This window comes from Mesorhizobium sp. CA12 (assembly GCF_020165255.1).
Classification (GTDB): Bacteria; Pseudomonadota; Alphaproteobacteria; order Rhizobiales; family Rhizobiaceae; genus Mesorhizobium.
In genome coordinates this window covers 24,149-43,961 of the sequence record NZ_JAIUHT010000012.1, presented here as the reverse complement: position 1 = coordinate 43,961, position 19,813 = coordinate 24,149, and the positions used below count along the sequence as shown (strand labels likewise).

Here is a 19,813-nt window from a genome sequence, read left to right as displayed (position 1 = left end):
GGCAATTTAAACTAGCGGTCGATCGCCCTCGAGCAAGGGAAACTGAGATGCAGCAACATGTCGGGCTGGTCCATCAGGAAGGCGACAGCGACTACGGCGTGTCATTTCCCGACTTTCCCGGGCTGATCACGGCCGGCGCCACTGTTGACGAGGCGCGCGAGCTGGCCGAGGAAGCCCTGGCCTTTCACGTCGTAGGAATGATCGAGGACGGCATAGCGGTTCCGCAACCTACGTCGCTCGAGCACATCGAGGCAAATCCGGACCATCGCAGCCAAGCTTCCATATTGGTGCGCTTGAAGATCCACTGAACGCGCGGCTGGTCACCATCGCCCGCATAACTTTCCCATTTGGCAACCATGGCGTTCAACCGGCGGGAAACTGTGATTCACTTCGTGAGCGGGGTCTGCCGCCGTTCCGCCGCAATGCGACCGCACTCGGGGTTTTGTTCGCCCCAGCCTGTCAGTCCTCGGGGCTTCAGAGGAGTTCGAGTGATGTTTATCAAGAAGGCCATTCTCGCGGTACTAATGGCCGCGGCGCTCGCTGGCTGCGAGACGCAGACCGAAGGCCAGCAGCGTGCCACCACCGGCGCATTGCTCGGCGGCGCCGGCGGCGCGCTGGTCGGCCAGGCGATCGGCGGCAACACCAAGAGCACTGTCATCGGTGCTGCAAGCGGTGCCCTGCTCGGGGCGGTTGTCGGCAGCGCCACCACGCCGACCGAGCCGCGCGGCGGCCAGCTCTGCCGCTATCAGGACCGCTACGGCCGCATCTATACCGCGCCCTGCGACGACCGGTACTACAACGGCAATTATTGATTATCTGGATTCTTCCCGCTGACTTCGATCGGCGGGAGGAAGTCCACCCGAATGCCGGGCTTGATCATTCAGCGGGGCTCGGCTTCAGCACCGGCTTCCTCCGGGGGAACCAGCGCAAGACCGTGCGCCCGAGTTGCTGGCCAGGCATTTCGATGACCCTGTAGGTGACGAAGGACAGAAGGCAGACCACCGGCAGCACGATCGCCAGCACGATGGCGAGGCGCAACGGCGCGGCAAGGCCATCGCCATAGCGGGCAATGACGAATGCCGCGACGGGCTGCAGCACCAGCAGGTGGATGAGATAAATGCTGTAGGACAGCTCGCCCAGAACATGAAAGACACCGCGGCCCAGCGCCACGGCGACCTTTTTCGCCACGACGCCCGCCAAGCCGGGCAGCATGCGGTAGAGGACAAGGGCAAAGAAGCCCAGCACCAGCACTTCGCGTATCAGGAATTTCGAAAGCCCGTAGCCGTCGCCAAAGGGAATCGCAGCAAGCGCCATGGCCAGGGCCAGATGCAGCAGTGGCCTCGGTCGGCTTTGTGCCAGGACGCCCGCCAGCAGCATGCCGCAAAGAAACACCTGGATCTTCAGCGGCAGGAAGGACGGCATCGGGAAATGGATCGACAGCGACTTGAGGATCATCACAGCCAGGCTGCCGATCGCCGCCACGAGTATGGCGCTCCATATCCAGTCGAAGCGGCGCACCAAAAGCATCAGCGCCGGGAAGACTGCGTAGAACTGCATTTCCAGGCCAAGGCTCCAATCCGGCAGCGGCGTCCGGTAGGCAAAGTTCGGTGACAGGCCGAACAGAAATGTCAGGTGGGCGGCGATGTTCTTCAGGCTGCCGTCGAGAAACCGCTCGGGCGCCTGTGGCGCGCGCTGCAGGAAGGCATCGATGACTATTCGCGATTCATAGAGATAAGGCCCCAGCGCCAGCGCGAAGAGCAACATGACGTAGAACAGCGGCGCGATACGAAAATAACGCCGCGTCCAGAATTTCAGCCAGGTCTCAGGCCGTTGCCAGGGCTCCTTGGCCTGGCGCAACTGATAGTGAAACACCATCAGAAATCCGGACAGCATGATGAAGAGATCGACGCCGAGCGCAGGGTCGCCAAGCACCGGAATATGCCAGCCGGTCAACAGCAGACAGTGACCGACCAGCACCCACAGCGCGGCGGCGGCGCGAAGGCCATCCAGGCACTCGATGCGTGATGACGCGGTAAGGCTATTATTCATGCTGCAATGCAGCATGGCGAGCGAGCCACGAATGTCAACCCGCGATGTGACCAGAACAAGCCGGCGGCAACCGCTGGGTTGGCGCTCTACAACAATCTCGTTGCGAGACGGGAATTGGCTGGACGCCCGCTCGGACGTTCGATGCTAAGGCCGAAGCGCTGCGGCTACACGCCGAGATAAGCCACTCGCTGCTGGATATCGTCCTGGATGCCGGACATATGGTGCATCAAAGCAAGCCGCAGGCGGTTCTAGCCATGATTGATAACATTGCGGCTCTCGCGAGCGTTGCCGACCCTGTCTTTGGAACCACTCGATGATGCGACAGCTCCAAGCGCGCACCGTCGGGTTTCGATCGGTGGCGGCTGCGAGCCCACAGGGGCGGCCGCCAAATAGGTAGTGAAGATATTTTTTTGCGTATTTTGTAATGACGTGCTCGCGACACCCAGAGTTGTGGCAGCGTGGGTTTTCGCTGCCACGAGATCAGTGTGGATTGCCGGCTTTTGGACGGTAGCAGCAGCACTGCTTTGCAAGGGGGTACTTCGGGCTGCTTATGGGCTGAGATCCCAAGGACCGCGCGTTGGCCAGCCGGGCGCACAGGCCGAGATAACGCTTCTAAAGACCTCCCTGGCGCTCGTTCCCATTGATCGTAAGATCAGCTCTGCGAGAGCTGTTGCCAGTCCTCCAGGCCGCCTCGCGCTATGGCTGGAGAAGTGCGCCACCATATTGCGCCCAAAGGTGTTCGCAGTCCCATATCCTCAAGCTTGGCGCTCCTGGTTCCCCATATAAGACCATTGCACCGCGAACGTCGTATCCAAGCACCGAGGCATTGGCGACAAACTGGATGGCGCGCCCTAAGCTGATGGCGCCGATCCGGGCTTCAATTTTGCTGGTGAGGTCGATCACTCCGAAGATTTCCGCATCCGTGGCTCTGCCGGCCAAAACAGCCATCGAGATCGCATCGTCCAGGGCAAGGAGCATCGCGTGAGTCCCCGTAAGCAGCGCTTGCTAACTTCGATAAGCGAAATTGGTTCCGCGTCCTGCATGAATCTGAGATCAACCTTCAGTTTCCGTCGCCTGGTGGATATCCGTTAGGGGGAGCGAGTGATCTGGCGCTATGAGTAAATGAACAGCGGGAGCGGCTGCGACACTCTGCTCGGTGGGCCAGGACGAGTCGGGGCCTAACAGTCAAGGAGGCCGCTCAGCGTTATCGCGGAGAACGCTTTTTACCCGTGTCCTTCGCCGGCTTAACTCCCCGGCTTGCGGCGAAGATTTGCTAGCCGGGTATCATTTGACGCCGGCCTCGGAAACGGTCCTGGACGCCGACAGGCTTGCTTACAACAACGTCCGAACACCATAAAAGGTGACCAGGTCTCGCGGGCTACGCCATCCTCGCTGTGGGAATATTGTGAAGCATTTCAGGCTTCAAATGGGTGTATCGTTTCAACATCTTCCAGTCCTTGTGCCCGGTAACCAGTGCTACTTGTTCAATCGTGAAACCCGCCTCGAAAAGGCGGCTTGTGCCCTCATGACGCAAGTCATGGAAATGGAGGTCGTGGATGCTCAGGACAGCGCATCCCCGACGGAAGGCGGTCCCGACTGATTTGTGATTGAATGGGAAAATTCGATCATCGTCATTGCTTCGCTTTGCGCGCTGTTCCTCAAGGATGGCCCATGCGTCGTACCCAGTTGCCGCGAATAGCGGTATGCGCTGATTATTGCCATTCTTGTTGCGCGGGTCTTTCCGGTCGCGGATGAGAAGCATCCGCGTGCGAGAATCGACGTCAGACCAACGCGCTTTGCAGATCTCCTCCTGCCGCATGGCCGTAGCGACGGCAAAACGTATGATGCGACCGACGGGCGCTATCTGCAAAGGGTTTGAATTGAAGTGGGCGATGAGCCTGTCGAGTTCATCCTGGGTAGGCCGCCTGTCGCGCTCACATCCCTTGCCGACAAGGCCGAGGCGCTTAAGTGCGATGCGCGCGAGATCCACGGGTTCGACCTTGACCGGTAGGCCATGGACGGCCGCAGCATGAGACAGGACAAGCTTTATAAAGCCGATGTCAATGCCGAGAGTCATCGGTCCAGCACCTTGCGCGGCCCGGTCACGACCAAAACGAATGAGCCGTTCGCGATCGAGCGCCGCGACGTGGCACTTCCCCAGATCTCTTTTCAGCATCGCGAGGGCCGCAGCCTTGGAGCGGCGAGGGGACTTGCCTACATCGCACATGTCGTCGATATGAAGGTCAATGAGTTCGCCGAAAGTTTTCAGGCGCGCTATACGGGACTTGGTCGGCGTCTCACCGCGATCAACTTGGCGCTCGGTTTCGGTTGCCCAGCGCCGTGCGTCGTCACGGCGCAGGAATGTCTCGCTCGCGTAGCGACCTTTGCGACGGACTTGCACGCGCCAGGAACCGGACGAGAGCTTTGTGTAGGTGGCCATTTTTTCGTGTGCGCTCCCTGTGCACTGAGAGATCGAAACCTGGCGAAAAGGGTCGTATTCTGGCGTAAATTCGTGTGCACTCGGCACCATCTAACGGTTTGATACTAAAGAAAAATGCTGAAAAATCAAGAGCATAGGATGGCCGTTGCGCCCATGATGGATTGGGCAGATAAACACTTAATATCAAGTAGTTACCGGAGGTCGTGTGCAAAAATCGCACACGAAAGTTCTGCTTCTCTTCTTTTTTCGTTCTCACGACGGAGCCGCCGACAGCCCTATTAGGACGCCCTTCTGCTGACGATGTTGGCCGCACTATCGCGGACGTTCGCTGCGGTATCCGTGGGCCTTAGTGTCCGATGCGGCGTCCAATTTTCCTGGGTTCTTGGAAGCTTTTCGAGCTTTCTGGGTCGCGCCTCGGCCCGAATTGCGGGTGCTTAGGGACAGTATGGGATAATAGACACGGCTTTTGGATAATTTATGAGGCATCAAACTTTTGGCGCGTTCGCCTTCCTTCGACCGCGCAGCTGTCGCCAGCGGCGGTCGCGGCCAAGGGCGTGCCGGCGCAACACACGACCGCGGCAAGCGCATTGGTCCCGCGGCAGGCACGGTTCGGTCTAGGCCTTCTCGTCCATCCGGTCGCGCAGCATGCTCCAGCCGAGCAGCATTTTGGGCGCATGCCGCAGCAGGGCGTGGAACGGGATCCGCGCCGGCGGCGCGAAAGGCAGCTGCAGGTCGCGGGCGTCGGTTCCAGCGCCCCAATCGGCCAGTACCTTGCCCATCGCCGTCGTCATGGCGATGCCGCGTCCGTTGCAGGCACGGCCGGCGATCAGGCCGGGGCCGAGGTCCAGGAGGTGCGGCAGGAAATCCGGTTCGACGGCAGCTATCCCCGACCAGCCATAGGCGAGCGGGGGCAGATCGGGCAGATCCAGATGCGTAGAGAGCCGCCGCCAGATCGTTTGCGGCACACGCGTATCGGCGCCGGCGCCCAGAATATGCATTCCGCCGCTGATCAGCCGGTTGTCGGCATCGAAGCGGAAGGTGAAGAGATTGCGTCTGGTGTCGCCGACGCCTTGCCCACCGGGAAGCAGACGCGCGCGGATGTCGCGCGGCAGGGGCCGCGTCGCGATCTGGAAAACTTTCAGCGGGAAATAAGTCCGCTCAAGCGACGGATTGAGCGATCCGCCATAGGCATTGGTGGCGATCAGCACCCTGGCCGCGCGCACCGTGCCGGTTGGCGTTTTAAGCGCCCAGCCATCGGCCCTTCGATCAACCGACGTGACACGCGTCCGTTCGAAAATCCGCGCGCCGGCGCTTCCCGCCGCGTCGGCCAATCCGCGTGCATAGGCGACGGGATTGAGCACACCGCCTGAATGATCCATCCATCCACCGAAATAGCCGCGCGCGCCGGTCAGCGCTTCGACTTCCCGCCGGTCCAGGGTGACGGCGGGTCGGCCGCGCCGCGACCATTGTCCGGCACGGGATTTAACCTTCTCCAGGGCGGCCGGCGAATGCGCCGGCTGGATCCATCCGTTCTGCACCGCGTCGCAGTCGATACGATGCTGTCGGATCAGGCCGAACACGAGGTCGGCACTGCTGGCGGCGAAATCGATCAGCCTCTCGCCTCGTTTGGGGCCGAGATATGCAAGGATGCTGTCCGGATCCAGTTTGGCGAAGTTCGGCACGACGAAACCGGCATTCCGGCCGGTCGCGCCCCAGGCAATGATTTCGGCTTCGAGAACGGCCACGGAAAGTCCTTTCCCGGCGGCGTGCAGCGCAGTCGAAAGGCCGGAGAAACCACCGCCGACAATGGCGAGGTCGGTATCGATCTCGCCATGCAGGGGAGGCCGCTCGCGATGACTGCGGCTGACGGCATGCCAGAGCGAAGTGCCACGTGCGTCCTGCCGGATCGCGGCATTCATGAGCCAGAGCCGCTCTTGGCAGCGGCCAGCTTCGCCCGTTTGCCGAAGCGCGGCCGCTTTGGCCTGTCGCCGAACAGTCCGTTCGGCCGGACCAGCAAGATGACGCAGAGCATGACGCCGATGGCGACGATCTGCAGCGAGGCGGCGCGAGCCTGCTGCTCCGGCGGAAAGAGAAAGCTGGTCAGCGTGCCTGATCCAGCCCAGATCGCCCAGACCAAGATGCTGCCGATGACGCCACCGAGATTGCTGCCCGAGCCGCCGACGATCAGCATCACCCAGACCTGGAAGGTCAGGATCGGCAGGTAATTGTCCGGCGCGATGAAGCCGGTGAAATGCGCCTGAAGTGCGCCGGCCAGCGCCATGATAGCGCCGCCGACGGCGAAGGCCTGGACGCGGTAGAAGCTCGCGCTCTTGCCGAGCGAAATCGCCGCTCGTTCGTCCTCCCGCAGCGCCTTGAGCGCACGGCCCCATGGGCTGCGTGACAGATGCTCCAGGGCCAGATAGGTGATCAGCGTGACAGCCGAGACGACAGCAAGGTTCGACAGATTGAACAGCAGCGGAGTTTCGGCGAGGCTGCCGAAGGGACGCGGGATGAAACCGATGCCGAACGGCCCGCCGCTCAGCTTCTGCGCGTTGAGTGCGACCAGTTGCACGACCACCGCGACACCGAACGTGGTGATCGCTAGATAGTCGGACCGCAGACGCAGCGTCGCTATGCCGGTAAGGGCTGCGGCAACGCCGCCCACCACCATGGCGCCGGCCCAGCCGGCAAGGATCGGCAGGCCGAAACCGCCAAGGCGCGCGGGGTCGTCCGGTGTCGTCAGCAGCGCCGATGTGTAGGCGCCGATGGCGACGAACCCGGCGAGGCCGACGTTGAATAGGCCCGTCAGCCCCCACTGCAAATTGAGCCCCAGCGTGACCAGCGAGAAGATCAGCGCCGTGCTCAGGAAGAAGGCGCCATAGCCGATGAGATCGATCATCTTTCCCCAACTCCGAAAAGGCCGATCGGCCGCACGAACAGCACCGCCATCAGGATGATGAAGGAGACGGCGGCGCGCCATTCGGCACCGATCAACTGCACCGCGCCGGCTTCGGCGAGCCCGATGATCACGCCACCGACTACCGCGCCCGGGATGCTTCCGATGCCGCCAAGAATGGCGGCGGCGAACATCGGCAGCAGCATGTCGAAGCCCATGAACGGTCGGATCTGCACCAGAATGCCAATCATCACGCCGGCCACGCAGGCAAGCGAGCCGCCGACGATCCAGGTGACGCGCACCACCTTGGCGACGTTGATGCCGACAATGCGGGCCAGCGCCGCGTTCTGGCTTAGCGCCTGCATCGAGCGGCCGGTCTGCGTGCGAGTCATCAGCAGATGCACGCCGAGCACGAGCACGGCGGTCAGCAGCAGCAAGGCGATCTGGTCAGGCGTGATGCGGATGCCGAAGCCGATCGGCATGGCGATCTGGATCGCGCGGCTGAAATAGGTCGGCCGTGAGGTGAAGGTGAACTCCAACAGGCTGCGCAGCGCCATGGAGGCGCCGAAGCTCGCCATCACGACGATGATTGCCTGGCCTTGCGAGCGCAGCCGCGAGAACAGCACCTTGTCGAGCAGGAGCGCCAGCAGGGCAGTGAACGCCATGCCGACGACCAGGGCGACAAGCAGCGACCAGCCGAAGGACAGTGGCCCGATCGGCGCCACCTTGCCGAAGGTCGCGCCGATGGCGCTGACCACGGCCAGCGTCGCATAGGTTCCCCAGGCCATGAAGTCGCCATGGGCGAAGTTGGAGAAACGCAGGATAGAATAGGTGAGCGTCACGCCAATGGCGCCGAGGCCGATCATGGAGCCGGTCAGCAATCCGTCGACGATGAATTGCAGGCTCATGCCGCGCCTCCCTTGTGATGTTGGGAGCGCTGGCCGAGATAGAGTTCGGCAACGACAGGATCGCTCCACAATTCGGAGGCGACGCCCTCATGCCGGTCCTTGCCCTCGACTAGGACATAAGCGCGGTCGCCGATGGCAAGCGCTGCCTTGGCGTTCTGCTCGACCAACAGAACGGTGACGCCGGATCTGCGGATGCCGGCCAGCATCTCGAACACGACCGACACGAATTTTGGCGACAAGCCGGCCGACGGTTCGTCCAGCACCAGTACCTTGGGGTGGACGATCAGCGCCCTCGCGACGGCGAGCATCTGCCGTTGCCCGCCGGACAGATTGCCGGCGGCGGTGCGGCGCTGGCGGACGAGGTCGGGGAAGGCGGCATACATCTCCTCGATGCGGGCGGGGATTTCCCGCCGCTCGAGGATGCCGCAGGCTACTTTGAGATTGTCCTCGACCGACATCAGCGGAAAGATGTTTTCGGTCTGCGGCACGAAGGCAAGGCCAAGCCGCACCATGGTGTGGGCGGGTGCTGCGGTGATGTTCTTCCCGTCCAGGAAAACCGTGCCGCCGGTAATCGGGACGAGGCCGGCGATCGCCTTGATGAAGGTGGACTTGCCGGCGCCGTTGGGCCCGAGGACGACGACGATCTCACCCTTGCCGACCGTGAGCGAAGCGCCGCGCACGATCGGCATGCCGGGTTCATAGCTGGCTTCGAGATTGCGGACATCGAGGACGGTCTCGCTCATGCGGCGCCTCCCAGATAGGCTTCGATGACGCGCGGATCGCGCGCGACTGCTTCCGCCGTGCCCTCGCTGAGCAACTGACCGCTCGCCATTACCAGGACGCGGTGGCAGAGCCGCGCCACCATGTCGATATTGTGTTCGATCAGCAGGAAGGTGATGCCTCGCGCATTGATGTCGTGGATCCGATCGATGATGACCTCCAGGAGCGTCGCGTTGACGCCGGCCGCCGGTTCATCGAGCAGGATGATCGCCGGGTCGGCCATCATGACACGGGCGAGTTCGAGCAGCTTGCGCTGGCCGCCGGACAGCACGCGCGCGGGCTCATACGCGAGGTGGGTGAGGGCGACGAGCTCCAGCAGTTCGAGCGCCTTTGTCCGGGCGGCTCTTTCCTGCGCCGCCACTCGCCAAGGCGTGACGAAGTTGGCGAGCAGCCGTTCACCGGTCTGTCCCTGCGCTGCCAGCAAGATATTTTCGATCAGCGTCAGATTGGGCAGCGGTCGTGGAATCTGAAAAGTGCGGCCGAGCCCTCTCCCGATGCGCAGGTGAGCGGCTTCACCGGAGATGCGCGTGCCGTTGAGAAAGATATCGCCGCTGTTCGGCAATATGCTGCCGGCCAGCAGATCGAACATGGTCGTCTTGCCGGCACCGTTCGGTCCAATCAGGCCAAGGATTTCTCCGGCGTTGACATTAAAGGAGACATCGTTGACGGCGACGAGACCGCCGAACCGCCTGACGACGTTCCTTGCCGTCAGGACCGGCGCACGGCTCTCCCGCCCCTGCCGTCTGGTTGCCTCGCTCATCAAACCCTCTGGCCGAAGACGCGCGTCGTCGCCCCCGATTTTGATTTGTGATCACACTTGCTTTGATCACGCTATTCGGCTTTAATTTCCTCCGCAAGCCGAAAACCGGGCCCAGAGCGGAATTCCATGCACAAGACTGCCATCGAAAGGAACAACGAGGCGATCGCGGCCCAGCTTGCGCCGGTGGGCCGCGAAACGGTGCAGGATCGCGTCTATTCCGAACTGCGACGGGCCTTGATTGGCGGCCTGTTCGAACCAAGCCAGGTGCTGACCATCCGCGGTCTGGCCGATGCGCTGGTCACCTCGACGATGCCGGTGCGCGAGGCCCTCGGGCGGCTGATCACGGAAAAGGCGCTGGAGGCGTTGCCCAACCGTTCGGTGCGCGTGCCGCCGATCACGCTGGATCGCCTCGACGATCTCTTGCGAGCCCGCATCCTGATCGAAGGCGAGGCGATAGCGCTTGCCGCCGCTCGCATGGTGCCGCGCCAGATCTCCACAATCGAAACCATTCTCGGCGAATGGGATGAGATGCGGGCGCTGAAGCACAAGAAAGATGTCGACCGCGAAGTGACGCTCAACCAGAGCTTTCATTTCGAGATTTACCGCTCCTGTGGCTCGGCCGTACTGATCCCGATGATCGAGAGCCTGTGGCTGCAATCGGGGCCATGCATCCGCGTCGCCATCTACGCCTTTTCGGAAGCCGGTGAGGTCGACACCGCCCAGTATCACCGCCGCATTGTCGAGGCGCTGGCCACGCAGGACGCACGGGCGGCGCGCGACGCGCTGGTCGCCGACATCAGCCGGCCCTTCACCTTCTTGCGCAGCAAGCTGCAATCCGCGGCTGGGAAAGATCAGACATGACCTTTATCCAGATCACCGAGCCACGCTCGAAGCTTGCCGTCACGGCGCTGTTACTGCCCGAGAAGGCGCCGGAAAACGCCGCTTTTCTCACCGCGTATCTCGCCACGCCACGCGTCGTCCCAGGCATCCACGCCATGTGGACTGGACCTGAAATTTCCTGTCCGCTTCCATCAGCCGACCTCGAAGGCCAAGCCTATGCCCGGCCGCTGCCGGCGGAGAACGCGACGCTGACGCCGCAGCCCGGCGATATCGTCTTGTCCTACGTGCCGCCGCACATGTGGGGTGGCAACCCCAATGCCATCTTCGACATCGGCCTGTTTTACGGGCAAGGGGCGCGGCTTCTGTTCCCGATCGGCTGGCTGGCCGGCAGCGTGGTGGCGCAGGTGCGCGCCGAAGAGAGCGATCAGTTCGCCGCCGCATGCGGGGCGATCCGCCGCAACGGCGCCTGCGATATCAGCTTCACCGTGGTGGAGGCCTGACATGACCGACGACAGCTTCGAGCTCTTCGATCTTCGCGTCGAGGCGATCGTCCCCGAAGGCAAGCCGATTTATTGCGGCGCCAAGGCCGGCGACTATTTCGAGCTCAAGGGCGAAACGCTGTCGATGCCGGCAGGGCAAGGCTTTTCGATCTATTCGCTTGCCGCCGTGCTGCCGCTGCTTGCGGCAAAGCAGCGCCCGACCCAGAAGAATGACTGGATGACCTCGGACGCCGAGATCGCTTGTCCCGACCCCAATTGCTCCAGTCGGCTCAGGATCGTCAGGCTGGCCAAGCGGCGATTCAGCCATGCCGAAACCACGGCCGAGCCGCTGCCGAAGGAGAATAACGAGGGATGAGTGCTAAGACCTTCGAGCTCGGCCTAGGCTACAAGATCTCGCGCGTCATTCGCGGTGGGTGGCAACTCGCCGGCGGCCATGGCGCCATCGACGGCAACCAGGCGGTGGCCGACCTCATCGCTACCTTCGATGCCGGCATCTGGACCTATGACTGCGCCGACATCTACACCGGCGTCGAGGAGCTGATCGGCGCCGCCCGCCTGCGGCTGGCCGATGAGCGCGGCCTCGATGCGGCGGCCAGGATGAAGGTGCACACCAAGCTAGTGCCCGACCTCGAGCGGCTGGCCACCATCAGCCGCAACTATATCAGGGGCATCGTGGACCAGTCGCTGCTCAGGCTGAAGACCGAGCGGCTTGATCTCGTGCAGTTCCACTGGTGGGACTATGCGCAGCCTCGTTACTTGGAAGCGATGGGTTGGCTGGACGAGCTTCGATGCGAGGGTAAGGTGCACAATCTCGGCACCACCAATTTCGACACGCCCCGGCTCGCTGAAATCCTGGCCGCCGGCATCCCGGTGGTCAGCCAGCAGCTGCAATATTCGGTGCTCGACCAGCGGCCTGCGCACAGCCTCGCCGCAGTTGCGAAGACAAACGGCGTCAGCTTCCTCTGCTACGGCTCGGTGGCCGGTGGCTTCCTCAGCGAGAAATGGCTTGGCGTGGCCGAACCCACCACGCCGCTCGAAAACCGCTCGCTGGTCAAATACAAGCTGATTATCGATGATTTCGGCGGCTGGGATCTGTTCCAGCAAATGCTGCGGGCGCTCAAGTCCGTCGCTGATCGCCATCGGGCCGACATTGCCACCATCGCCAGCGCATGGGTGCTGGAGCAGCCGCGAGTGGCCGCCGTGATCGTCGGTGCCCGCAACCAGGCGCATGCATTGGCAAATGCGAACATCATGGACATCGAGCTCGATGCCGACGACCGCGCACGGATCGCTGCCGTCATCGCGCAAGGCGCCGGCCTCGAGGGCGATGTCTACGCGCTGGAGCGTGACCGCCACGGCCGCCACGGCTCGATCATGCACTACAATCTCAACGCGGGCCGGGTTTGAAAACGATGGACGGAAAGCTGTTTTCGCGGGCTAGTGCCGAAGTCGTCGACCTGCATCGCTTCTTCGCCGACTGGTTCGTTGCTGCGCGCGCCGATAGAGTGCATTTCGGCCGCTTCGAAGCCGCCATGGGGGAAGGCTTGACGATGATCGCACCAACCGGCCAAATCCTCGACCGTAAGGCCGTCGTTGAGCATGTCCGCTCCAGCCGCGCCACATGCGACGATGGCTTCGCCATCTCGATCGAGGACATCAAGCCCGGCTGGCAGGCCCGCGACACGATCGTCATCCTCTATGTCGAGGCGCAGTTGCGTGGCGGCAAGCACAGCCGCCGCCAGTCGAGTGCCGTCTTCACTGCTAGTTCATCGGCGCCCAATGGCGTCCAATGGCGGCATCTGCATGAAACCTGGCTGCAGGTGCCGGAACACTGACACTTTCGAGACGTCAAACCAGTTCGTGTAACTAAAGGGGAACAACAATGAGAAGGACGATACTCCAACTCACCACCGCGCTCGCTCTCGTCACGATTGCCAGCGCCGCGCAGGCCGCCGATTGCAAGATCACCGTCGGCCTCGTCATGGAACTGACCGGTCCCGCCGGCGAATACGGCCAGGCCGGCGCCAAGTCTGTCGAAATGGCCTTCCGCGACATCAACGACGCCGGTGGCGTGCGCGGCTGCGATCTCGTCACCGACACGCGCGACAGCCAGAGCCAGGGCAACATCGCGGTCGATGCCGCGACCCAGCTGGTACAGGTCAAGAAGGTGCCGGCCATTATCGGCGGCATCATCTCCTCGGTGTCGATCCCGATCCTGACCTCGGTCACCGCGCCGGCCAAGATCGTCCAGGTCTCGCCGGCTTCGTCCTCGCCGACGCTGACGGCACTCGGCCGCGAGGGCAAGACCAACGGCATCTTCTTCCGCACCATCACCTCGGACGCGCTGCAGGGCGTGGCCGCGGCCAAATACGCCCTCGACAGGGGCTTCAAAAAGCTGGCGATCATTCACGTCAACAACGATTTCGGCGTCAACATGGTGGCCGAATTCTCGCGCGCCTATAAAGCGCTCGGCGGCACCATCGTTTCCGACACGCCCTACAATGAGAAGCAGTCGAGCTATGCCTCGGAAGTGACGGCAGCGATGGGAGGCGAGCCGGACGGACTTTATCTCGTCAGCACGCCGGTCGATGGCGCCACCATCGCCCGCACCTGGATATCGCAAGGGGGCGTGCAGAAATTTCTGCTCAATGACGGCATGAACAGCCCTGACTTCATCGAGTCGGTCGGTGCCGACTATTTGAAGGATGCCTATGGCACATCGTCCGGCACCAGCCCGACCGCATCGACCGAGTATTTCACCAAGAACTACAAGGCGTTCTCCGGTATCGAGCCCTCGAATCCGGCGGCCGACCGCTCCTATGACGCCGGCGCCATCGTTGGCCTTGCCATTGCCATAGCCGGCTCAGAGGATCCGGCCAAGATCAGGGATGCCATATACAAGGCGGTCGACCCGGCCGGCACGCCGATCTTTGCCGGGAAGGAGGAGTTCGCCAAGGCACTCGGCCTGATCAAGGACGGCAAACCGATCCGCTATGAAGGCGTCATCGGTCCGGTCGTCTTCGACAAATTCGGCGACATCACCGGTCCGTTCCGGTTGTGGAAGATTGTCGACGGCAAAGTGACCACCGATGGTGAAATGACCACCGACGATGTCAATGCCCTGCAGGCCAAGCTGCAGTAAGCTGGACAGTGCTACCGGCATCGACAGCATTTCATCGCGATTGCTGCCGGTATCGCTTGAGGCGGGGCGATATCACTTGCGCGGCATGCGATCGCGAATAGGATCGGCCGGCTGCAATTGAAGGATTCCTGGCGAAGGCTATGCCTCGATCGCTGCGACGCCCGAAGGCTAAGCCTGGGCGGCAAGGTAAGCTTCGGGGCGACGACGGGCTGGCTGCTGACGCTGCCGCTTCACAAGAGGCTCAGACCCAGCTTGTGCGCGATAGCCTGGCGTGAGAAAGCGGACCCTGCTAACGACAACTATCACGGTCTTTTTCTCGCCATACCGGTATCGACAAACCGTTCGTGCGCCGGTTGCGCAAGGATCTCCTGGCACATGGCGTGCCTCGGGTATGGTTGGACGAGGCTGAAATCCACATCGGCGCATATCCAGGGCTGCGGCCTTGGAGCGGCGAGGGGACTTGCCCACATCGCGCATGTCGTCGATATGAAGGTCGATGAGTTCGCCGAACATTTTCAGGCGAGCTATGCGGACTTGGTCGGGGTCTCACCGCGATCGACCTGGCGCTCGGTTTCGGTCGCCCAGCGTCCTGTTCAAATCGCACGCGAAAGTTCTGCTTCTCTTCTTTTTTCGTTTCCCACGACGGAGCCGCCGATAGTCCAATTCGGACGCTCTTTTGCCGGCGATATTGGCCGCTCCATCGCGGACGTTCACGGCGATAGCCGTGAGATCAATGTCCGAGGCGGCATCCATTTGCCTGGGGTTCTTGGAAGCTTTCGAACTTTCTGGGTCGCGCCTCAGCCCGAATTGAGGGTGCTCATGGACAAAATGGGACACTGGTCAGCTGACGCAATTCCAACGAGACCATGGCCTGATGAGCCGATGCAAGTGGCCGCTCCGCATAACTAGCGGCTACGCGGGCCATGGCAGCGCCGCGCGCGGCGTTGTCGCGCGCGATTCCTCCGTGCATTCCATGGTGAACTCTCGAACCCCACGAACATGACCGCTCAGCCCGATGGACGCCGCCAGGCGGCGGTTTCACCGCGACCGAAAGCCGAGCCGACCAAAACCGTGTCGGCGCAGAGTCGGTGGCGTTGAAGGCCGGCAAGGAAAACATCGCGATCGTCACGCCGACTTTCCTGATCGCGCATAGCGCCCGAGTACGAAAAGCAGCCGCAGCTGCCCCATATCGCCAAAGTCTCCCCGTCAGTACCATTCGGCAAGCGCGCCATGCTAGAACCATCCAGGGAAGGCAACGCGTGCCGCCGTCGCCAGCGGTGGGATGTCCTCGTCGGGGACCGAAGAATAGGGCCACAATAGCTGGGCCCTGATCGAACTCCAACTGCCGGCTGCCGCCATTGCCTTGTCGAGGGCGGCGTCGCTGACGGCGTAGCGTGCCCGAAATGGTAGGACGTGGTCCGCGAGAAAGGCCTGTACGCGTGCTTGTATCTCGAAGGCCGCTTGTTCCCCGGCTCGTATCTGCGCCCACCACTGCAGTGCGCCTTTCGGGCTAAGGCAGGCGATGTTCGAATAGCTGCCATGCGCACCGTTCGCGTAACCGGTTGCCAGCGTGTGGCCTGGCACGAACACCGAAAGGCCCGACAGTTCGCGCCGCATGCCGGCGTACCAGCTGGCGTCACCGCCGGGGAGTTTTGCCCCGACAAGCGAGGGTACCGCGGTGCCCAATGCGGCAATACTTTCTAGAGTCAGCCGCCGCTTGGCGTGCGGCGGGTTATAGAGCACCAGAGGAGTGCTTGGCGCTGCCTCGGCCAAGCCCGAGACGAAACGCAGCACTTCTTCGTCGCTTGGTGGCCACCAGTCCGGCAAGGTGAATTGCACTCCCGAGAGTCCCAATCCCGCAACCCGCTTCAATCGCTCGCATGCAACTCGCGGATTGGACTGGCTGATGCCGATCTGGAATGGGATTCTCGCGGCACTGGCGACTGCCGCCACCATCTCGCTCAGCCGGTCGAATTCTGCTTCAGTCTGGCAATGGAATTCACATGCCGTGCCGTTGGAATAGACGCCGTGAACGCCGGATGCGCAGAGCCGCGCGACGGTTTCTTGCGTGGCGCTCCAGTCGATATTGCCATCCAGGCCCACGGCCAGCATCACCGCGCCCCAGATGCCGCGCGGCGCGTGTTCGGGGAGGGCGGAGAGATGATCACTCATGGTCCGACTAGCGCAGCGTGAAGGAGAGCGGCATGAAGTCTCCAAGATTGACCTCTATGCGACCCCTCCTTGGAGCGATCAGCAGCGGCGACAACGATCCGGTGGTGATCACCATGCCTTTTTTGAAGCTGCCGAAATGATCGTCGGCCATTCCGGCGAAAGCGATGATGGAAGAAAGGGCGTCGCCAAACGGGTATTTGGCGGTCTCGCGCTGGCTGATCGCTCCGTCGCTGGAAAGCGTGATCGCCATCCCGTCGACCTTCGGCGCTTGCACTGGTGTCTGCCTGCCGATGACGTAACCGCCTGTGATCATATTGTCGGCCAGCGGCCCGAACGGGCCGGCTTTGGTCCGGTCGTCGATGCGAGAGCCGATGAGCTCGCGCTCCCGGAGCTGCTTCAACACCGCGCCTTGAACGGCCATCGCATCGCCGCGCGTCAGGTCGACCAAACGCGACCCCGGTACGCGTCGACGCGGGTTTCTGTGAGCCTCGGCGATGGCCTCGGCAATCGTATCTATGTCAGCCGGCATCAGCGATTGTTTCCTCGCGGCGGGATTTGTCCGAGGCGTGGGCTGCCTCGATGATGCCGATGAGGTTGCGCCCATAGGCGCCCGTCACTGGTACCGGCTTGTCGTCGACGATAGCGTCGCGCAACGCTGCCCATTCGCGTTTCACCGCATTGTGCATCCAGGCGGGCTCGAACGAATCCGGCAGGTCGGTCCACACGGTATCGCGACCAATCATCGTGCCGCGATCCATGTCGATGCGTAGCGTGCCGCGCTCGCAGACGAGATCCATCGCAAAGCCGACCGCACCGTTGCGATAGCCAATACTCTGCACCTGGCCCAGGCCGCCACGTTTGAAACGCAGCGCCAGCATCGACGTGTCATCCGCTTCCTGTTGATGGAATTTTGCGCCGAGCATGGCGCTCACCGAGATGACTTCGTCATCCATCAGCCAGACGAGACGGTCGAGCGCGTGAATGCCGGCCGTCATCAGCATGCCGCCACCGGTAGCGTTGCGCAGGTGCCAGTCGCGCCGGTTGTGCTCCATCCAGAGCTTGATCATCCAGCTCGACGCGATCAGCGGCCGTCCGATCTCGCCTGCCTCGATGACCTTCTTGGCTGCCATGCAAGGTTTCGAGAAATGCAGGAGGTGGGCGACCATCAGCTTGACGCCGCTCTGCGCCACAGCCGCATTGATTGCATCGCATTCGGCTACAGTTCGCGCCATCGGCTTTTCGAGCAGAATGTGCTTGCCGGCCTTGGCCGCGCCGATCGCCATTTCGGCATGCAGCGCGTGCGGGGCAGCGATAACGACGGCATCGACGCCGCTGTCTTCGAGAAGTTCGCGCCAGTCGGTGTAGCCCTTGCCGCCATATTCGGCCGTGAAAGCCGCCAGCGCCGTCGCGTTTCCACGGCAGGCTGCGACGAGGCGGATGCCGTCGACCTCCTTGATTGCGCGTGCATGCGCGGCGCCAAAATCGCCCGCGCCGATAATGCCTAGTGCAATCATCGTCCTGCCTTCTGATATGCGGCGTCGATCAGCGACATCGCCGCAACATAGTCGTCTATGGAGATTGCCGGCGCAGCGTTTCGCCGCAACCGTTCGAATGTGTCGCGCATGCTGAGGCGGTAGCGAGTAGCCGGCAGTTCGACCGGCAGGTCCACAACCGCAGCGTCGTCGAGAGTTGCGCAGGTCGCCTTGTCGCCACGGTCGATGAGCGTGGCGTTGGCGGAGACGATGCGCCATTCGAAATCCCCGCCAGGGAGCATTGAAGCGAAGGTATAGCCCGCCTCAATGGTGAACACCGCGCCGGCATTGTCCTCGAGCACCAGCAATGCGTAGTCCTCAACCGAAGCCCTGTGGATGCGGTTTCCTATCGATACAGCTTTGAGATGGAGCTCTCCACTGGCCAGGCTCAGCGCTGCATCGACACCGTGGATGCCCAGATTGCGCAATGCGCCGCCTCCGCCAATCGCGGGATCGACCACCCAGCCGACACCATCGGCGGCATAACGCTCGGGCGGCCCGTTGACGACGCGGAAATGGCCGTGCGCGACTTGGCCGGCGCGGCCTTCCCTTCGCAGACTCTCAAAGGCGATCACCGCCGGGCCAAAGCGATTGGGCAAAGGCACGCCGACGAAGGCATTTCGTTGATGGGCTAGGTCTCTCAGTTGCATCAACGGCGCCGTGCCGGTCGCTGCCGGCTTCTCGAGGATAAGCGGGACGCCGGCTTCGATTATCCTGCGCGCCCTGGCCGGCACGTTCGAAGGATGTCCCATCAGCAAGATCAGATCCGCAGGTGTTGCAAGAACGTCTTTGAATGCAGCAATCGCGCTCAGCGAGTTGCGCGCTGCAAAGCCCCTTGCATGCGCCTCGTCCTCATCCCACACGCCGATGATTTCAGCGCCGGCATCGCGCGCCGCATCGAGATGCAAGTCGGCGTGCCAATGGCTAATGCCGGCCAAAACGACTTTCATCTCCTGATATTTCCTCCTGCACTTGCAGGATATCCTACAAGTCGTTATAGGACAAGTCGCCAGCCTCTCAAGCGAAGTGGTTATCGGCGTCGGACAGCAGTGGAAACGGGAAACAAGATGCCGGTATTGAAGTCGATCGAACCGCTTAGCCGACCACCGCTTTTGCATGTGACCGTCCAGGAGAGCCTGCGGAATTATATCGAGGCGAACAGGCTCAAGGCAGGCGACCCGTTGCCCCCGGAGACCTTCCTGGCGCAGCGGCTCGGCGTTGGCCGCAATTCGGTCCGCGAAGCGATCAAGGCGCTGGAATCGATCGGCATCCTGGAGACGCGTCGTGGCATTGGCGTGTTCGTCAAGGAATTCTCCTTCAAGCCACTACTCGACAATCTGGCTTATGGCCTGCAGGACTCGCTGCGCGACGTCGAGGAACTGCGCGAGATTCGGCGTGTGCTTGAGACGGGGCTGATCTCCAAGACCATCGAGATGATCAGCGCCGAAGACATCGACGAGCTTCGCCGGTTGACCGAAAGCATGCGCCAGCGCGCGGAGCGCAGCGAGAGCTTTGCCGAAGAGGACCAGCAATTCCATCAGATGCTGTTCCGCTGCCAGAACAACCACATGCTCAGCGCATTGATCGATATCTTTTGGGTGGCGTTCAACAAGGCCTCGGATTTCACCAATCTCGACAATCCGACGCCGCTCGCCACCTGGCGCGATCATCATGAAATCGTCGAGGCGGTCGCCGCCAAGGATGTTGACCGGGCACGTAGCCGGCTCGACGATCACTACAGAGGTATCCAGCAAGTTATCGCCAAAAACCGCACAACCTGAAAAATGCCAAGGG

The 19,813-nt window shown here is 62.3% G+C and carries 21 protein-coding genes; 9 read left to right on the top strand and 12 right to left on the bottom strand.

Going from position 1 to position 19,813, the window contains the following annotated elements:
• Window positions 1-47 precede the first annotated feature (47 nt).
• Together LB520_RS19830 and LB520_RS19825 are read left to right on the top strand one after the other, a co-directional pair.
• The gene (locus tag LB520_RS19830) at window positions 48-308 is read left to right on the top strand and encodes a type II toxin-antitoxin system HicB family antitoxin (protein ID WP_224638622.1); all 261 of its coding nucleotides are present in this window, start codon (window positions 48-50) and stop codon (window positions 306-308) included.
• Between the two features lie 183 nt (window positions 309-491).
• Window positions 492-812 (top strand): YMGG-like glycine zipper-containing protein, encoded by a 321-nt coding sequence (locus LB520_RS19825; RefSeq protein WP_224638615.1) that lies wholly within the window; start codon window positions 492-494, stop codon window positions 810-812.
• Between the two features lie 64 nt (window positions 813-876).
• On the opposite strand, the gene LB520_RS19820 is transcribed toward LB520_RS19825, so the two are convergent.
• The 8 genes from LB520_RS19820 to LB520_RS19785 all read right to left on the bottom strand — a co-directional run bounded on the left by LB520_RS19820 (window position 877) and on the right by LB520_RS19785 (window position 9,833).
• Window positions 877-2,049 carry an acyltransferase family protein gene (locus LB520_RS19820; protein WP_224638614.1) on the bottom strand — a complete coding sequence of 391 codons (1,173 nt, stop codon included), beginning with the start codon at window positions 2,047-2,049 and terminating at the stop codon, window positions 877-879.
• A gap of 696 nt (window positions 2,050-2,745) precedes the next feature.
• Window positions 2,746-3,027, bottom strand: a complete 282-nt coding sequence (locus tag LB520_RS19815) for a hypothetical protein (protein WP_224607887.1) — start codon at window positions 3,025-3,027, stop codon at window positions 2,746-2,748.
• A gap of 400 nt (window positions 3,028-3,427) precedes the next feature.
• Window positions 3,428-4,489 (bottom strand): site-specific integrase, encoded by a 1,062-nt coding sequence (locus tag LB520_RS19810; RefSeq protein ID WP_224638613.1) that lies wholly within the window; start codon window positions 4,487-4,489, stop codon window positions 3,428-3,430.
• A 614-nt stretch (window positions 4,490-5,103) separates the two neighbouring features.
• On the bottom strand, window positions 5,104-6,408 hold the full coding sequence (locus tag LB520_RS19805; protein ID WP_224638611.1) for an NAD(P)/FAD-dependent oxidoreductase: 1,305 nt from the start codon (window positions 6,406-6,408) through the stop codon (window positions 5,104-5,106).
• Window positions 6,405-7,388 carry a branched-chain amino acid ABC transporter permease gene (locus tag LB520_RS19800; RefSeq protein WP_224638609.1) on the bottom strand — a complete coding sequence of 328 codons (984 nt, stop codon included), beginning with the start codon at window positions 7,386-7,388 and terminating at the stop codon, window positions 6,405-6,407. The genes LB520_RS19805 and LB520_RS19800 overlap by 4 nt, the downstream gene beginning before the upstream one ends.
• Window positions 7,385-8,293, bottom strand: a complete 909-nt coding sequence (locus tag LB520_RS19795) for a branched-chain amino acid ABC transporter permease (RefSeq protein WP_224638606.1) — start codon at window positions 8,291-8,293, stop codon at window positions 7,385-7,387. Before LB520_RS19795 ends, LB520_RS19800 begins: the two co-directional genes overlap by 4 nt.
• Window positions 8,290-9,036: an ABC transporter ATP-binding protein gene (locus LB520_RS19790; protein WP_224638605.1), complete on the bottom strand. Its 747-nt coding sequence runs from the start codon at window positions 9,034-9,036 to the stop codon at window positions 8,290-8,292. The genes LB520_RS19795 and LB520_RS19790 overlap by 4 nt, the downstream gene beginning before the upstream one ends.
• Window positions 9,033-9,833, bottom strand: a complete 801-nt coding sequence (locus LB520_RS19785) for an ABC transporter ATP-binding protein (RefSeq protein ID WP_224638604.1) — start codon at window positions 9,831-9,833, stop codon at window positions 9,033-9,035. Before LB520_RS19785 ends, LB520_RS19790 begins: the two co-directional genes overlap by 4 nt.
• 126 nt (window positions 9,834-9,959) lie before the next feature.
• Between LB520_RS19785 and LB520_RS19780 the strand changes: the two genes are divergently transcribed.
• From LB520_RS19780 to LB520_RS19755, 6 genes are read left to right on the top strand one after another with little or no spacing between them, the layout of a single operon-like run.
• A complete protein-coding gene (locus LB520_RS19780; protein WP_224629229.1) occupies window positions 9,960-10,694 on the top strand; it encodes a GntR family transcriptional regulator in 735 nt (244 codons plus the stop codon).
• The gene (locus LB520_RS19775; protein ID WP_224638603.1) at window positions 10,691-11,173 is read left to right on the top strand and encodes a DUF3830 family protein; all 483 of its coding nucleotides are present in this window, start codon (window positions 10,691-10,693) and stop codon (window positions 11,171-11,173) included. The genes LB520_RS19780 and LB520_RS19775 overlap by 4 nt, the downstream gene beginning before the upstream one ends.
• Before the next feature lies 1 nt (window position 11,174).
• Entirely contained in the window at window positions 11,175-11,528 is a 354-nt protein-coding gene (locus LB520_RS19770; protein ID WP_140542327.1) for a TIGR04076 family protein, read from the top strand.
• A complete protein-coding gene (locus tag LB520_RS19765; protein ID WP_224638600.1) occupies window positions 11,525-12,580 on the top strand; it encodes an aldo/keto reductase in 1,056 nt (351 codons plus the stop codon). The genes LB520_RS19770 and LB520_RS19765 overlap by 4 nt, the downstream gene beginning before the upstream one ends.
• Window positions 12,581-12,585: 5 nt before the next feature.
• Window positions 12,586-13,008: a hypothetical protein gene (locus LB520_RS19760; RefSeq protein ID WP_224638590.1), complete on the top strand. Its 423-nt coding sequence runs from the start codon at window positions 12,586-12,588 to the stop codon at window positions 13,006-13,008.
• A gap of 47 nt (window positions 13,009-13,055) precedes the next feature.
• Complete coding sequence (locus LB520_RS19755) at window positions 13,056-14,315, top strand: ABC transporter substrate-binding protein (RefSeq protein ID WP_224638588.1); 1,260 nt, start codon at window positions 13,056-13,058, stop codon at window positions 14,313-14,315.
• A gap of 1,233 nt (window positions 14,316-15,548) precedes the next feature.
• Here the strand turns inward: LB520_RS19755 and LB520_RS19750 are convergent.
• The 4 genes from LB520_RS19750 to LB520_RS19735 are packed head-to-tail and all read right to left on the bottom strand — an operon-like array spanning window position 15,549 to window position 18,969.
• Complete coding sequence (locus LB520_RS19750; RefSeq protein ID WP_224638586.1) at window positions 15,549-16,487, bottom strand: dihydrodipicolinate synthase family protein; 939 nt, start codon at window positions 16,485-16,487, stop codon at window positions 15,549-15,551.
• A 7-nt stretch (window positions 16,488-16,494) separates the two neighbouring features.
• On the bottom strand, window positions 16,495-17,016 hold the full coding sequence (locus tag LB520_RS19745; RefSeq protein ID WP_224638584.1) for a hypothetical protein: 522 nt from the start codon (window positions 17,014-17,016) through the stop codon (window positions 16,495-16,497).
• On the bottom strand, window positions 17,006-18,001 hold the full coding sequence (locus tag LB520_RS19740) for a Gfo/Idh/MocA family protein (RefSeq protein ID WP_224638575.1): 996 nt from the start codon (window positions 17,999-18,001) through the stop codon (window positions 17,006-17,008). The genes LB520_RS19745 and LB520_RS19740 overlap by 11 nt, the downstream gene beginning before the upstream one ends.
• Window positions 17,998-18,969: a Gfo/Idh/MocA family protein gene (locus LB520_RS19735; protein WP_224638573.1), complete on the bottom strand. Its 972-nt coding sequence runs from the start codon at window positions 18,967-18,969 to the stop codon at window positions 17,998-18,000. The genes LB520_RS19740 and LB520_RS19735 overlap by 4 nt, the downstream gene beginning before the upstream one ends.
• Before the next feature lie 117 nt (window positions 18,970-19,086).
• On the opposite strand from LB520_RS19735, the gene LB520_RS19730 reads away from it, so the two are divergent.
• Complete coding sequence (locus LB520_RS19730) at window positions 19,087-19,800, top strand: FadR/GntR family transcriptional regulator (protein ID WP_140542389.1); 714 nt, start codon at window positions 19,087-19,089, stop codon at window positions 19,798-19,800.
• Window positions 19,801-19,813: the final 13 nt, after the last annotated feature.

Coding starts and splice junctions, on each gene's coding strand:
- LB520_RS19830 (WP_224638622.1), top strand. CDS start 48: ATGCAGCAACATGTCGGGCTGGTCCATCAGGAAGGCGACAGCGACTAC.
- LB520_RS19825 (WP_224638615.1), top strand. CDS start 492: ATGTTTATCAAGAAGGCCATTCTCGCGGTACTAATGGCCGCGGCGCTC.
- LB520_RS19820 (WP_224638614.1), bottom strand. CDS start 2,049: ATGAATAATAGCCTTACCGCGTCATCACGCATCGAGTGCCTGGATGGC.
- LB520_RS19815 (WP_224607887.1), bottom strand. CDS start 3,027: ATGCTCCTTGCCCTGGACGATGCGATCTCGATGGCTGTTTTGGCCGGC.
- LB520_RS19810 (WP_224638613.1), bottom strand. CDS start 4,489: ATGGCCACCTACACAAAGCTCTCGTCCGGTTCCTGGCGCGTGCAAGTC.
- LB520_RS19805 (WP_224638611.1), bottom strand. CDS start 6,408: ATGAATGCCGCGATCCGGCAGGACGCACGTGGCACTTCGCTCTGGCAT.
- LB520_RS19800 (WP_224638609.1), bottom strand. CDS start 7,388: ATGATCGATCTCATCGGCTATGGCGCCTTCTTCCTGAGCACGGCGCTG.
- LB520_RS19795 (WP_224638606.1), bottom strand. CDS start 8,293: ATGAGCCTGCAATTCATCGTCGACGGATTGCTGACCGGCTCCATGATC.
- LB520_RS19790 (WP_224638605.1), bottom strand. CDS start 9,036: ATGAGCGAGACCGTCCTCGATGTCCGCAATCTCGAAGCCAGCTATGAA.
- LB520_RS19785 (WP_224638604.1), bottom strand. CDS start 9,833: ATGAGCGAGGCAACCAGACGGCAGGGGCGGGAGAGCCGTGCGCCGGTC.
- LB520_RS19780 (WP_224629229.1), top strand. CDS start 9,960: ATGCACAAGACTGCCATCGAAAGGAACAACGAGGCGATCGCGGCCCAG.
- LB520_RS19775 (WP_224638603.1), top strand. CDS start 10,691: ATGACCTTTATCCAGATCACCGAGCCACGCTCGAAGCTTGCCGTCACG.
- LB520_RS19770 (WP_140542327.1), top strand. CDS start 11,175: ATGACCGACGACAGCTTCGAGCTCTTCGATCTTCGCGTCGAGGCGATC.
- LB520_RS19765 (WP_224638600.1), top strand. CDS start 11,525: ATGAGTGCTAAGACCTTCGAGCTCGGCCTAGGCTACAAGATCTCGCGC.
- LB520_RS19760 (WP_224638590.1), top strand. CDS start 12,586: ATGGACGGAAAGCTGTTTTCGCGGGCTAGTGCCGAAGTCGTCGACCTG.
- LB520_RS19755 (WP_224638588.1), top strand. CDS start 13,056: ATGAGAAGGACGATACTCCAACTCACCACCGCGCTCGCTCTCGTCACG.
- LB520_RS19750 (WP_224638586.1), bottom strand. CDS start 16,487: ATGAGTGATCATCTCTCCGCCCTCCCCGAACACGCGCCGCGCGGCATC.
- LB520_RS19745 (WP_224638584.1), bottom strand. CDS start 17,016: ATGCCGGCTGACATAGATACGATTGCCGAGGCCATCGCCGAGGCTCAC.
- LB520_RS19740 (WP_224638575.1), bottom strand. CDS start 18,001: ATGATTGCACTAGGCATTATCGGCGCGGGCGATTTTGGCGCCGCGCAT.
- LB520_RS19735 (WP_224638573.1), bottom strand. CDS start 18,969: ATGAAAGTCGTTTTGGCCGGCATTAGCCATTGGCACGCCGACTTGCAT.
- LB520_RS19730 (WP_140542389.1), top strand. CDS start 19,087: ATGCCGGTATTGAAGTCGATCGAACCGCTTAGCCGACCACCGCTTTTG.